The organism is Paenibacillus sp. ALE3, from assembly GCF_054113405.1.
Map to the genome: position 1 here is coordinate 2667211 of NZ_CM134214.1, position 15665 is coordinate 2682875.

A 15665-nucleotide genomic window follows, 5' to 3' on the forward strand; every position below is an offset into this window, starting at 1 on the left:
CTAGAAAACAAAGTCGATGGAATCCGGTGAGAAGCCTTCTGCTTGTTCACCCAAGTTCACCTGAATATCGCTTAATTGCAAATCTGGATTGGCCGCAACCTGTGACAGGATCGCTATCAAATCTCCGGTTAATCGTTCAATAGCGTCGGCGCCAAACAGCTTCGTGCAATATTCAAAGGAACCCTTGATCTGCCCGTCTTCATCACTCATGGACAAGGTCAAATCAAATTTGGAAATACGATGCTCCTGCACATAAGGACTGAAGGACAACGTTTCAAGCTTCGCTTCCTGCGACTCCGTATTTTGCAGTACAAACATAGTATCAAACAACGGATTACGGCTTGCATCCCGTACTATATCCAGCTTTTCCACCAGCTCTTCCAGCGGATACTCCTGATGCTCGAAGGCTTGTAACGTACGATCTCGGGCTTCCAGTAGGTAGCTGTGGAACGTTGAGTTGCCCTGTGGCTGGTGCCGAATGGCTAGTGTATTGACAAACATGCCGATCAGCGGCTCCAGTTCAGGTAACAAACGACCTGCTACTGGCGTACCGATGATCAAATCATCCTGACCGCTATATTTGGACAGCAGAACGGTGTAGGCGCTCATCAGCACCATGTACAGCGTACTTCCGGTCTGTGCCGCCACTTGGCGCAATTGCTCAGATACATTCGGGTCCACGGTAAACTCATACGTTGCTCCCTCGAAGCTGCGAACAGCAGGTCTAGGATAAGCAATCGGCAAATCCAGTACCGGTAATTCCCCGGCTAAATGCTCCAGCCAAAACTGTTCCTGGCGCTGGTAGGACTCACGCTGCATTTCCTGCTGCTGCCACACCGCATAGTCCTTGTACTGAATGGACAACGGCTTCAAGGCCTGTCCCTCGTACAGTTGTCCCAGCTCCTGCACGATATTGTTAGACGATACCCCGTCTGAAATAATATGGTGCATGTCGTACATCAGGAGATGGCGCTCGGGTCCGGTTTGAATAAGACGGACACGCAGCAGCGGTGCCTGCCGAAGATCGAAGCTGCGTACAAAGGACTCGATATACACTTCCGCTTCGGACTCACTAGCCTGCAGGCGTTCTACGGCAAACTCAACCTGATCGTAAACCCGCTGCACGACCTCGCCGTCCACCATTTCAAAGGAAGTTCGCAGCGTTTCATGGCGGGCCACTAACTGACGGAACGCATCCTCCAGTCGATCGGCCTCCAGCGGCCCCTCCACTACTAATACACCCGGCATATTGTAGCTGACATCTCCACCTTCCAGATGGCTCAAAATGTACAGTCGTTTTTGCGCCGAGGAAGCAGGGTAGTAGGCTTGTTTCGTCGCGGCAGGGATCACCGTATAGGCATCTGTGCCATGCGTTGCGATGAGCTGGGCTTGCTGCTCAATCGTAAAGTGCTGGAACACTTCACGCAGTGTCATTCGGCTGCCCAGTTCCTGATGGATTTTGGCCACCAGCGACGTTGCCCGCAGGGAGTGCCCCCCCACATCGAAGAATGAGTCGGTGACGCCTACGCTGGACAGCTTCAATACATCCTGCCAGATTTGCGCTAACTTGGCCTCCAACGGCGTCCGCGGTGCAACGTACTCCAGACCTCCTTCAAGGCGTGTTTCCGGTGCTGGCAACGCCTTCCGGTCGATTTTCCCGTTTGGCGTCAGTGGGAAACGATCCAGCTGTACCACATACGTCGGGATCATATAATCCGGCAGCTTCGGCTGCAGCGCATTCCGCAGTTCTGGTAAACTCAGCGACTCCGAAGCTACGATATAGGCACACAGATCCTTGTGTCGGTCTTCGTTTTCCCAGGCTGTGACCACGGCTTTTTGAATGCCGTCCACGGTCAGCAGCTGCGCTTCAACCTCGCCCAGCTCGATCCGATACCCCCGAATTTTCACTTGGTGGTCGATCCGGCCCAAATACTCGATACTGCCATCCGGTAGCCACCTTGCCAGGTCGCCCGTTCGGTACATCCGGTTTGCGAAAGTGCTGTCCGCTTGATCGGCTGCCTCCGCATCAGCGAACGGATTCGGAATAAACTTCTCAACCGTCAGTTCCGGCAGGTTGAGGTATCCTCGTGCGATACCTGCACCTCCGATATAGAGCTCACCTGCGATACCGATCGGCACCAGCTGTTGCTGGTTGTTCAGGATATACACTGCCTGGTTCGCTATCGGCGTTCCGATAGATACCGTATGCTCCCCTTTTTCCAGCAGTACATGCAGGGACTCTACATCTTCAATCGTATAAGCCGTCGCATCTACCGTCGTTTCGGTCGGACCATACACGTTCGTAATCACCGGACGATACCCGGACCATTTGTGTAGGAACACCTTTACCAACTGCACGGATAAGGCTTCGCCCCCGATCAGGTAGTGCTTCACTTCAGGCGCTTCGGTCACGCTGACACTTTCGTTCAAAATATGCAGGTGCGCAGGTGTGCCGTCCGACAGATCGATTCGGTGCGTGCGATAGTAGGCGATCAAATGCTCTCCGCTCAGGCTGACGTCACGGGACACCACATGCAAGGTGTGGCCTAAGAGCAAGCTGGCAAAGATTTGCTTCACCGAAGCGTCAAATACAAAGGCCGACAGCCATGCGATGTGAAGCGGCTGATCATACCGGCTGTATACGCGCTCGTATAGAGCCTCTACCAGATTGCTGACACTGCCCTGCTCGATCATGACTCCTTTCGGCTGACCGGTTGTACCTGACGTGTAAATCATATAGGCCAGGTTGTGCAGGCCGGAGACAGGAACCAGGTTGCTTGCATCCTGTTCTCCCAAGTGAGCTTGAACGCCCTCATCGTCCAGAACTACAGCTTGTACTGCTACCGGCAGTCTGAGCGAGAGAGTGGCGGCTCTGCTTGTAATCACGACTGGTGCCCCACTGTCTTGGAGCATGTAGTCAATGCGCTCCTGTGGATACATCGTATCCATTGGCACATACGCGCCTCCGGCCTTCAGTACCGCCAGAATACTCACCAGAAGATCCGCAGAACGTTCCAGCAGTACGCCTACTGGCTGATCTGCTTCCACACCATTCGCACGTAGCACGCGGGCCAATTGATTCGCCTGCTCATTCAGCTCAGCGTAGGTTAGCGCCATGTCCTCAGACACAACGGCTATCCGCTCAGGATGGTTCTTCGCTTGCTTTTCAAAACGCTCGCTGAGCGACAGCCCTTGGAGTGTTCCACGCACGCTATGTGCGTTCGGATCATTGAACACCTTCAGAATCCGCTCGGTTTCTTCCGTCGTAATTAGCTCCAGCTCACCCAGCTTCGCATCCGGGTTCGCCGCGACGGCTTCGGCTAAGCGAATAAAGTGACGAGTCATCCGTTCAACGGTTTCCCGTTGATACAACGCGGTTGCATATTGCAATCCGAACTGGATGCCTGCCTCTTCCTCTCTGGCTTCCAGCGTTAAATCAAACTTCGCTGGCGTTTGCTCCAAGCCATATGGACGGAAGCTCAGGTCTGCCAACTGTAGTTCGCCTTCTTCGGTCGTTTGCAGGGTAAACATCGTATCGAATAGCGGATGGCGGCTCATATCCCGCTTCACATTCAGCTTTTCCACCAGCTCCTCAAATGGATAGTCCTGATGCTCGTAGGCTTGCAGGGCGCGAACCTTCACTTCTTCCACGTAGCTGCGGAAGGTATGTTCTGCTGTCGGATAGTTTCGCAATGCCAACGTACCGACGAACATCCCGAGGATCGGCTCCAAATCCGCATGCGGTCGTCCGGCAATCGGCGTGCCGACGACGATGTCCTCCTGGCCGCTGTATTGGTGCAAGAGGGCGGTATACGCCGCCAGCAACACCATATACAGTGTAGAGCCTGTGTTCGCAGCCAGTTCTTTCAGACGCTCGCTTACTTCGCGTTCCAGCCCAAACACCACGGTATCGCCTGCCGTACTTCGCACCGCCGGACGGGCAAAGTCTGTCGGTAGATCCAGTACAGGCAGTTCACCCCGGAAGGTGTCCAGCCAGTACGCTTCCTGACGCTGCATCCATTCCTGATGGGCTTCGCTTTGCTGCCATACGGCATAATCCTTGTACTGTATCCGCAGTGGCGGTAACTCTTCACCGTCGTACAAGCGGACAAATTCTTCAGTCAGTACCCCCATCGACACACCATCCGAGATGATGTGGTGCATATCGAGCATAAGCAGATGTTGGGATTCCTGCTCTACTCCCTGAACGCCCAGATCCACCAAACCTACTCGCAGCAGCGGCGCAGCTTTGAGATCAAACGGACGGACAAAGCGACTCACCAGCTCATCCACTTTCTTGCCGACCCTCGTGTCTGTATCCGTAGTCGCACCCTCTGCTTGTACCTTCGTATATTCCACCTCGAACGGCACCGTGTCCTCAACCCATTGCATCGGCTCACTGTCGATCAGATCAAAACGGGTGCGCAAGGACGCATGACGAGCGATCAGTTGACGGAATGCATGTTCCACCCGCTTCACATCCAGCGGACCGCTCACTTGCAGCACCGACGGCATGTTGTAGTTCACATCATGCGGATCGAACTGATGCAGCACATACAGTCGTTTTTGCGCCGAGGACAGTGGATAGAAGCTGCGCTCTTCCGTTACCGGAATAGAGGCATACGTCACTTGATCCAGCTGTTCCAGTACAACGGCCAGTTGCTCAATCGTTGGTGCTTCAAAAATACTACGCAGTGGAAGTGGCTTGTTCAGCTCTTTGTGAATCTTCGAGGCCAGTGTCGTCGCCCGCAGGGAATGTCCACCAATCTCGAAGAAGTTTTCCTTCACGCCGACCTGCGCCAGGCCCAGCACGTCCTGCCAGATTTGCGCCAGCTTCACTTCCACCCACGTCCGCGGTGCGACATAGTCGGCTCCGCTTTGCAGGCTGCCTTCTGGTGCTGGCAGGGCCTTGCGGTCGATTTTACCGTTCGGTGTCAGCGGCATTTGTTCCAGCTGTACCAAGTACGAAGGCACCATGTAGTTTGGTAGCTCCTCACCCAGTAAGCTTCGCAGCTCACCCGCACTCACGTCACGTTCGGCAACAAAGTACGCCACCAGTTGGTTTTGTCCCTGCTCGTCCGCCTGGGCCAGTACGATGACCTCTTGTATGCTCTCTACTTTCAAAATTTGTGTCTCGACCTCGCCCAGCTCGATCCGATAACCCCGGATTTTCACCTGATGGTCGATCCGGCCCAAATATTCAATGTTGCCATCCGGCATCCATCTTGCCAAGTCACCCGTACGATACATTCGTTCATAACCTGCTTCGCCAGCCGCAAATGAATTCGGTACAAATTTCTCAGCCGTCAGCTCTGGACGATCCAGATAGCCACGCGCCAGACCTGGACCGGATACGCACAGCTCACCCGCTACGCCTGTTGGAGCCAAATGTCCATGTACATCCACCATGTATACCCGGTGATTCGGTACAGGGCGGCCGATAGAAATCAGCTGTCCTGCTCTCTCATCCTTGGATACTGGCCAGATGGATGTCGCCACCGAGTTTTCAGTTGGACCGTAGCCGTTGTAGTACGCTACATGATCCTTCCACTTGTATACCAGCTCTGTTGAAGCGGCTGAACCGGCAGTGATCAGAATACGCAGGTTTGGCATCCGTTCTGGCTCCAGATAGACCGCATAGGTCGGTGGTAATGTCGCTATCGTAATCTGATGTTCTGTCATGTAATGCTCGAATCTCTCATAGTCCAAAATCGTCTCTGACGTTGGCATGTACAACGTGGCACCACAGAACAGGGCTTGGAATATTTCCCAGCAAGCTGCATCAAACGAATAGCTGGCAAACAGCAATGTATGATCCGACGCGCTGATCTGGAATTCCTGATCAAAATACGTTTTCAGATTACACAGACCGCGATGCTCCAGCATAACCCCTTTCGGCTGTCCCGTCGTACCTGACGTATAAATCACATACGCTAGATCGTTCGGACCAGACAACGACTCCAGATTGGAGCCATCCTCGTGATGCACACTCTCTGCCCCATTCAGCACCAGCACCTGACCGTCGAAAGCTACTTTGTCCACCAAGTGGCTTTGCGTCAACAACAACTCTGCTCCCGAGTCACCCAGCATATAGCGGATACGCTCCTCTGGATACGTCGGATCGATTGGCACATATGCACCTCCGGCTTTCAAAATGCCGAAGATGCCCACGATCATGTCTACCGAACGCTCGGTCATCAGACCCACCAGCCGATCCTTCGTCACGCCTTGACTGCGCAAGGTACGAGCCAGACGATTCGCACGTTCATTCAGCTCGCGATAGGTCAACTGCTCACCTTCGAAGTACAGCGCTGGCTGTTCCGGTGTCTGCACGGCTTGTGCTTCGAACAAGCCATGGATCGTTTGTTCGCTTGGATACTCAGCGGCTGTATCTCCCCATACGTGGAGAATTTGCTCGCGTTCCTGCTCGCTTAACACATCCAGCTCCTGCACTTGAATGTCCGGCTGCGCTACCACCTGCTCCAGCAGCTGTACCAGATGACCCTGCGTCCGTTCCACCGCTTCCCGATCATATAACTTCGCATTGTATTCGAATCGGATTTTCATCGCTTCCTGCGGCATGACGACCAGATTGAAATCATAGTTCGTTTGTTCAATCATCCCTGCATTGCTAATTACAAAATCCGATTCCGCACCTTCGCCAAGCTGTTCGACCTGCTCCTCCACCGGATAGTTTTCAAACACGATAATGTGGTGGATCAGCTCTTGCTTTTGCTCGGTCAAGGCTTGAATTTCATACAGCGGATACGTTTCATAATCTTGAGAAGCCAGCGCCTGCTGCTGATTTGCTCTGATCAGGTCGGCAAAGGTGTCCTCAGCCTGGCTGCGGATACGAATTGGGATGGTGTTAATGAACAAGCCCACCATGTTTTCGATCCCTGAAATATCTGCCGGGCGACCCGATACTACACCGCCAAAGACGGCGTCGTTACTACCGTTGTACTTTTGAAGCAGTAAGCCCCAGGCTGTTTGCAGTAGCGTATTGGTGGTCACGTGATACTGCTTGGCTACCATTTCCATGCGTCCTGTCAAAACCTTACCTAGGTCGCACAGTACATGCTCAAATTGTTCGCCGTCCGCTTTCGCGCCTACTTTTCCGGTCGGAATCGAAGTTTGTTGATCATAATCCAGCAAATATTCCTTCCAGTATGAGGTTGCTGCTTCTACATCCTGTGCTTCAAGCCACTCAATATACTGACTGTATGGAGTCACCGGGGCGAGCTTCGGTGCTCTATGCTCTACGGCTGCAAAATAAACCTCAAACACTTCATCCGTTACCAACGCCACACACCAGCCATCCATTAGGATGTGGTGAGAGCTCCAGACAAAGTAATAATCCTCATCCCCGGTCCGCAAAATCGCCACGCGCATCAACGCATCCCGGGATAAATCAAATCCGGCGGCCTTGTCCTTACGAATAAATTCCTGCACATACGCGTCACGTTCCTGATCTTCCAAATGACGCAAATCCTCATATCTAAAACCAACCTCTTTATGGCGGAAAATCACCTGTACGGGCTCATCCTGCCAGCCGCTGATGAAATTAGCTCTAAAGATCTCATGCCGCTGCGCCAGTTGATTCAAGCTATCTTGGAAAATATCGGCCTGGAAGCGTCCGCGCAAATCAAAGGTCGTTTGTTCAAAATAAGCCCCTGATTCTGCATCCATCAGACTATGGAACAACATGCCTTTTTGCATCGGTGTCAAGGCATATACATTTTCCAGTTCCCCGATGTCACGCGTCCGTTCGACCAACTGATCCAGCTCGGCCAAGGTTACAGGTTTAAGCATAACATCGCTTGGCGTCAGCTCCTGCTGTTTGCGGCCCGCACAATGCGTGATGATTTCCTGCAGGCTGGTTCTAAGCGCTTCAGCTAACTGCTCCATCGTTTCCCTGCGATATTCCTGATGGCTGTAGCTGATCGTCAATTGCAATTGACCTTCCGAAATCAGTCCGTTCAGATCCAGCGTGTGCGATCTGGCTGCATATGCGCTAAGCTCGGCACCACTAGCGTAAGGAGACACGCTAATGGATTGATGTTGCATCTCCTGGTCAAATTGGCCCAAGTAGTTAAAGCTGATTTCAGGTTCGGTTCCAAAATGCGCTTGCTCACATGCTGCAGATAGGTATCTCATCATCCCGTAGCTAATGCCCTTTTGCGGAATCCGGCGTAGCCCTTCTTTCACCTGTTTGATGTGCTGTGAAAGGTCTTGCCCTGCGCTCATATCCAGCACAACCGGGAACTGTGTCGTAAACCAGCCCACCGTGCGCGTAATATCCAGCTCTGGCAAAATGGACTCCCGCCCATGGCCTTCCAGGGTGACAAGCACGCGTTCAATCCCCGCCCAGCGATGAATAGCCGTGCCAAGTGCGGTCAGCAGCAGATCATTCATATCTGTGTTGTAGGCACGATGCGCCTGTTTTAACAACTGCTCCGTTTCCTGAGTGGTCCATGTGACCGTCATAAGCTCGCTGTCTTTATTCAAGGATTGTAGTTGCGGCTGGTCTTTTGGAAGCGGCTCATACGCCCCCTGTTCCACTTCCTGCCAGAAGGAGAGCTCTGCTTCCATTGCTGGACCGTTCGCATAGTGAGACTGTGCCTCAGCCCAAGTGTGGAACGAATCCGTTTTGTGCGGAAGACGAATCGGTTGTCCGTTCAATGCCTGTTCATAGGCTGTCGTAAGATCCTCGAACAAAATGCGCCAGGATACGGTATCCACCACTAAGTGATGAATAGCCATTAGCAAATGATCTCCATCGGGGCAATGGAACAGCCCCAGCTTCACCAGCGGTCCTTCGCTTAAATGAATCCCCGCCTGAATTTCATTTGCTTTAGCCTCGATCGCCGTAGACACTTCAGTCTCATGGCTGAAGTCTATACGTTCCAGCGTATACAGCTCGCCCTCACCCACCGCGCGGTTCCAAGCTTCATACCCGTGCTCCGTAGGACGGAAAACGATCCGCAGCGCATCGTGATGGCTAACGATGTGGTCCATCGCTGTGCGCAGGGCCACTTCATCAAAACCGTCCTGGCTATGCAGCATAATGGACTGATTATGATGATGAGCATCCGTCAGGTTCTGCTCAAAGAACCAATGCTGAACAGGTGTCAGCTTCACAGTGCCCACCACTTGGCTCTGATCTGCCAATCTTGTCACCGATTGGACTTTCAGCGCCAAGGCAGACACCGTCGGATGACTGAACAGATCTTTCATCTCCAGTCGATAACCTGCTTGCAGCAAGCGGGACGAGACTTGCAGGGCTTTGATCGAATCGCCGCCCAGCTCGAAGAAGTTATCCTGCGTGCCTACGGCTTCTACGCCGAGCACTCCGGCCCATACCGCAGCCAGTACTTGCTCCACCTTCGTACGCGGGGCCACATAAGCTGCTCCCGTATGGATGCTGCCTTCCGGCTCCGGCAAGGCCTTGCGGTCGATTTTGCCGTTGCTGGTCAGCGGGATGGTCTCCAGTCGCATCAGACGTGCAGGCACCATGTGTGCTGGCAGTCCGGCTTCCAGGGCTGCCTGTATTTCCTCGATCCGCAGCTCCTCGGTTTCTCCCGTAATGTATCCACACAAATACTTGTGTCCACGCTCGTCTGTCCGATCGATGACCACGGCTTGACGCACACCCGGCACCCGCTGGATCGCCGTTTCAATCTCGCCCAGCTCGATCCGGTAGCCCCGGATTTTGACTTGATAGTCCATCCGGCCGATAAAGTCTACATTGCCGTCCGGCATCCACCGCGCCAAGTCACCTGTGCGGTACAGTCGTTCACCTGGTACGTACGGGTTCGCTACGAATTTCTCGGCGGTCAGGTCCGCACGGTTCAGGTAGCCCCGTGCGACCCCGATGCCGCCGATGCACAGTTCGCCCAGTACGCCGATCGGCACCGGATTCAGCTGGCTGTCCACGATGTAGAAGCGTGCGTTCAGCCATGCCTGGCCAATCGGCACATGGCCGCTGCTTGGCAGCTTCGACAGCTCTTCGTCGTAGAAGCTGGAGTCAATCGCCGCTTCGGTGACGCCGTAGCTGTTCATGATGCGGATATTCGCACCAAACCGTTCTTGCAGCACCCGGTAATCCGTCACACTGCAGCTATCCGAGCTGGTGATCAGCAGTTCCAGACTGCTCATGTCAAGGTCCTGTTCATGCACATGCTGCATAAACGGTACGATCAGGGCCGGGGTCGATTCGAACACGGTAATCTGATAATCGCGAATCCATCCGTACAGACGGCTTGGATCAATGCGGTCGTCTTTCGGACAAATGACCATCGTGCCCCCGTTATAGAGCGTCCGTGCAATATCCCCGACGAACACGTCGAAGGAGAAGCTGGCTAGTTGCAGCAGTCGTACCGGGAACTGGTTCAGACGGTAATCCCGGCGATACGCTGCAGCCGTATTCACCAAGCTGCGATGCTCAATCATGACGCCCTTCGGACGTCCGGTTGTGCCAGAGGTGTAAATCACATACGCCAGATCGTGCGGTTCATTGATAGGTTCAACATCCGTCGTATCCCCGGTATACAGCGACTCATCGTCCAATGCCAGTACGGTACGCAGACGCAGCCCTGTTGCTGATTCGGATGCTGCTTCGCTGTCAGACTTCGAATCTGCTTTCAAGCTCACACCTTCATTGAGGCGGTCGCTTTCCATCGTTTCAGCGCTAACCGCTGTTTCCAACTCACCCTCGGTCTTTCCTTCGCCCGGAGCCCCTTGGCCTTCACTCAGCCATGCTTGTGCGCGCTCCTGCAAACTGGTTTGAGTCAGCAGCACCGTCGCACCGCTATCCTCCAGCATGAAACGAATGCGCTCTGACGGATAGTCTGCATCCAGCGGCACATATGCGCCTCCAGCCTTCCACACCGCCAGTACGCCGACCAGCATGTTTACCGAGCGTTCACTCCAAATGCCGACAATCGATTCGCGTCCGATACCTTCATTTCGCAGTCTGCGAGCGAGTTGGTTCGAACGTTCATTCAGTGTGCGGTACGTAAGTTGTTGCTCTTCGTACACCACCGCCACATGATCTGGTACAAGCTGGGCCTGTTCTTCCACAAAGACATGGAATAAGGCTTCTGCTTCAACTGTAGCAACATCCGATACGCCTACATCTCCAAAACCATAGATGATTTGTGCTTTTTCCTCGACAGTTACCATATCCAAAGCGGACAGTGACTGCTGTGGGTGAAGTGTAATGGCTCGTACGAGTTCAGTAAAATGCTGTGCAAAGCGCGCGATGGTCTCAGGCTTGTACAGCGCCGTGCTGTATTCCAGACTGCACAGAATGCCTTCTGACTGCTCTACGGCATCCAAGGTCAGATCAAATTTGGACGTATGATCGTCCGTTGGATACGGCTTGAAGGTCAGCCCTTCCAGCTCGAACTCCTGCTGCTCAAATGTTTTCAGCTCAAACATCGTATCAAACAGCGCATTCCGGCTCGTATCCCGCGTTACATTCAGCTTTTCAACCAGTTCTTCAAACGGATATTCCTGGTGCTCATACGCACTGAGCGCATGCTCTTTGACCTCTTGCAAGTAGTCAAGGAACGTTTTGTCACCAGACGGATAATTGCGAATCGCCAGTGTGTTCAGGAATACGCCTACTAGGCTACCCAGCTCCGCATGTGGTCTTCCGGCAATCGGCGTGCCGACGATGATGTCCTCTTGACCCGTGTATTTATGCAAGAGTGTGCTATACGCTGCAAGCAATACCATGTACAAGGTGGATCCGGTTTGCGCGGCCAGCTGCTTCAACTGCTCGCTGTCCTCCATGCAGATCGCAAACTCAAATCGAGTTCCTTCCAGACGTTGTACGGCGGGTCTTGTAAAATCCGTTGGCATATCCAGTGCCGGAATTTCACCAGACATGGTGTTCAGCCAATAGCTTTCTTGCGCACGAAGACGTTCACTTTGCATATCTGCATGCTGCCAAACGGCATAGTCCTTGTACTGAATACGGAGTGGCTGCAACTCCTTGCCTTCGTACAATTGAGAGAACTCCTGCACGATAATTCCTTCCGTGACGCCATCCGAAATAATATGGTGCATGTCATAGAGCATAACGTGACGCCCCGGTCCGTTTTCGATCAACTGAACCCGCAGCAACGGAGCTTGTGCGAGATCAAAGGCACGTACAAAGTCCTGTGCGTACTGCGGTGTCTCTTCTTCGCTTGCTTGCACATACTCCACGCTGAATGGGACGTTAGATTCAATCCGCTGAATCACCTCGCCATCCACCATCTCGAATCGGGTTCGCAGGGTTTCATGACGGGCAATCAGCTGGCGGAAGGCTTGTTCCAGTCGCTTTTTATCCAAGGAGCCTTCGATAATCAAAGCTCCTGGCATGTTGTAGCTCACCTCTCCACCTTCCATGTGACTCAGCACGTACATCCGTTTTTGCGCCGAGGAAACGGGATAATATTCGCGCTCCTCCGCCACAGGTATGGATACATACATTTGCTGGGCCTGATCTTCACCCATCACCTGCACCAATTGCTCAATCGTCGGATATTGGAAAATATCTCGCAAGGCCAGCTTGTGATTCAGCTCCTGATGGATTTTCGCCATCAGGGTGGTGGCACGCAGTGAATGTCCTCCCACTTCAAAGAAGTTATCCTGGATGCCTACCCGCTGATGATTCAGAACGCTTTGCCAAATACGTACCATCTGCTCTTCCAGCAGGGTCCGCGGCGCAACATACTCCGTACCTCCTTCGAGGCGCGCTTCCGGTGCTGGCAACGCTTTGCGGTCAATTTTTCCGTTTGGTGTCAGCGGGAATTGATCCAGTGGTACGACATACGTCGGGATCATATAGCCCGGCAGTTTGGGCTGGAGTGTGCTGCGCAGCTCCGGCAAATTCAGCGCCTCCGAGGCTACGACATACGCGCACAGATCTTTGTCTCCGTTTTCGTTTTCCCAGGCGGTAACGATGGCTTTCTCAATGCCATCCACAGTCAGCAGCTGCGCTTCCACCTCGCCCAGTTCAATCCGGAAGCCCCGGATTTTGACCTGATCATCCATCCGGCCAATAAAGTCTACATTGCCGTCCGGCATCCACCGCGCCAAGTCGCCGGTGCGATACAGTCGTTCACCCGGTACGAACGGGTTCGCCACGAATTTCTCGGCTGTCAGATCCGCACGGTTCAGGTATCCCCGTGCCACCCCAATTCCGCCGATGCACAGTTCGCCCAGTACGCCGATCGGCACCGGATTCAGCTGGCTGTCCACAATGTAGAAGCGTGCATTCAGCCATGCCTGACCAATCGGCACATGACCGCTGCTTGGCAGCTTCGACAGCTCTTCGTCATAGAAGCTGGAGTCAATCGCCGCTTCCGTGACGCCATAGCTGTTCATGATGCGGATATCTGCGCCAAACCGCTCTTGCAGCACCCGGTAATCCGCCACACTGCAGCTGTCTGAGCTGGTGATCAGCAGTTCCATGCTGCTCATGTCCAGCCCCTGTTCATGCACATGCTGCATAAACGGTACGATCAGGGCCGGAGTTGATTCAAACACCGTAATTTGATAATCACGAATCCATCCGTGCAGACGGCTAAAATCAATCCGATCGTCTTTCGGACAAATGACCATCGTTCCACCGTTATAAAGCGTCCGCGCAATATCCCCGACGAACACGTCGAAGGAGAAGCTTGCCAATTGCAGCAGTCGTACCGGGAACTCGCTCAGACGGTAATCCCGGCGATACGCCGCAGCCGTATTGACCAAACTGCGATGCTCGATCATGACGCCCTTCGGACGTCCCGTTGTCCCAGAGGTGTAAATCACATACGCCAGATCCTGCGGCTCATTGATCGGGTCGATATTCGTGGCATCCCCGGTGTACAGCGACTCATCGTCCAATGCCAATACGGTATGCAGACGCAGCCCTGTTGCTGATTTGGATGCTTCTTCGCTGTCAGACTTCGAATCTGATTTCAAGCCTAAGCCTTCATTCAGGTTGTCTCTTTCCATCGTTTCAGCACCAGCCGCTGTTTCCAGCTCACCCTTAGCTTTTTCATCGCCCAAAGCCACGTAGCTTTCATTCAGCCATGCTTGTGCGCGCTCCTGCAAACCGGTTTGCGTTAGCAGCACCGTCGCACCACTATCCTCCAGCATGAAACGAATGCGTTCGGACGGATAGTCTGCATCCAGCGGTACATATGCGCCTCCAGCCTTCCAGACCGCCAACACACCGACCAGCATGTCTACCGAGCGCTCACTCAAAATGCCGACAATCGATTCGCGTCCAATGCCTTCATTTCTTAGTCTGCGCGCCAATTGGTTCGCACGCTCGTTCAGTTTCCGGTACGTAAGCTGTTGCTCCTCGTATACCACCGCCACGTGATCTGGTATAAGCTGAGCCTGTTCTTCCACATAGGTATGGAACAGGGCTCCTGCTTCAACCGCAGCAACATCCGTTACGCCCACTTCTCCAAAACCGTAGATGAGTTGCTCTTGTTCCTCATCGGTTACCATATTCAAAACTGCCAGTGGCTGCTGCGGATGATATGCAATCGCTCGAACGATTTCCGCAAAATGCTGTGCCAATCGCGTCATGGTCTCCCGCTTGTACAGCACTGTGCTGTATTCCAGACTGCACAGAATACCTTCCGGCTGCTCTATCGCCTCCAAGCTCAAATCGAATTTTGCCGTTTGATTGTCCAGTGGATAGGAGCTCAAGGTCAGCCCTTCCAGCTCGAACTCCCGCTGCTCCAACGTTTTCAATTCAAACATCGTGTCAAACAGCGCATTCCGGCTTGTATCCCGCGCTACATTCAGCTTTTCCACCAGTTCTTCAAACGGATAGTCCGGATGCTCATACGCACGGAGCGCATGCTCTTTGACCTCCTGCAGATAATCCAGGAACGATTTGTCGCCACACGGATAATTACGAATCGCCAGTGTGTTAATGAATACACCGACCAGACTCTCCAGTTCGGCATGCGGTCGTCCGGCAATCGGCGTACCGACAACCATGTCCTCTTGACCTGTGTATTTGTGTAGGAGCGTGGTGTACGCCGCCAACAACACCATATACAGGGTAGAGCCGGTCTGGGCAGCCAGTTCTTTCAGGCGTTCACTAACCTCACGCTCCAGTACAAATTCGATCGTATCCCCTGCCGTACTCTGTACCGCTGGGCGGGCAAAGTCCGTAGAAAGATCCAGCACAGGCAGTTCCCCTCGGAAGGTGTTCAGCCAGTACGCTTCCTGACGCTGCATCCATTCCTGATGGGCTTCGCTTTGCTGCCATACGGCATAATCTTTGTACTGAATCCGCAATGGCGCCAGCTCTTCACCGCCATACAAACGGACAAACTCATCAGTCAGGACCTCCAGGGACACCCCATCTGAGACGATATGGTGCATATCGAGCATAAGCAGATGTTGGGATTCCTGTTCTACTCCTTGAACGCCCAGATCCACCAAGCCTACTCGCAGCAGCGGCGCAGCGTTGAGATCAAACGGACGGACAAAGCGCCGCACCAGCTGTTGCGCCTCTATGTTGACCCTTGTGTACCTATCTGTAGTTGTGTCCTGATCTGTATCCGTAATCACATCTTCTGCCTGTATCTTCGTATATTCCACCTCGAATGGCACGGTGTCCTTGATCCATTGCATCGGCTCATTGTCCACCAGCT

General features: G+C 53.4%; 1 protein-coding gene (running past one end of the window). It reads right to left on the reverse strand.

Going from position 1 to position 15665, the window contains the following annotated elements; translation table 11 throughout:
• Positions 1–15665: the 3' portion of a non-ribosomal peptide synthase/polyketide synthase gene (locus tag ACXHJ2_RS11670; RefSeq protein WP_457874834.1), read on the reverse strand. The gene runs 26713 nt beyond the window's last position; only the last 15665 of its 42378 coding nucleotides appear in the window; its start codon lies off the right edge, out of view — the gene reads right to left on this strand; the stop codon is at positions 1–3.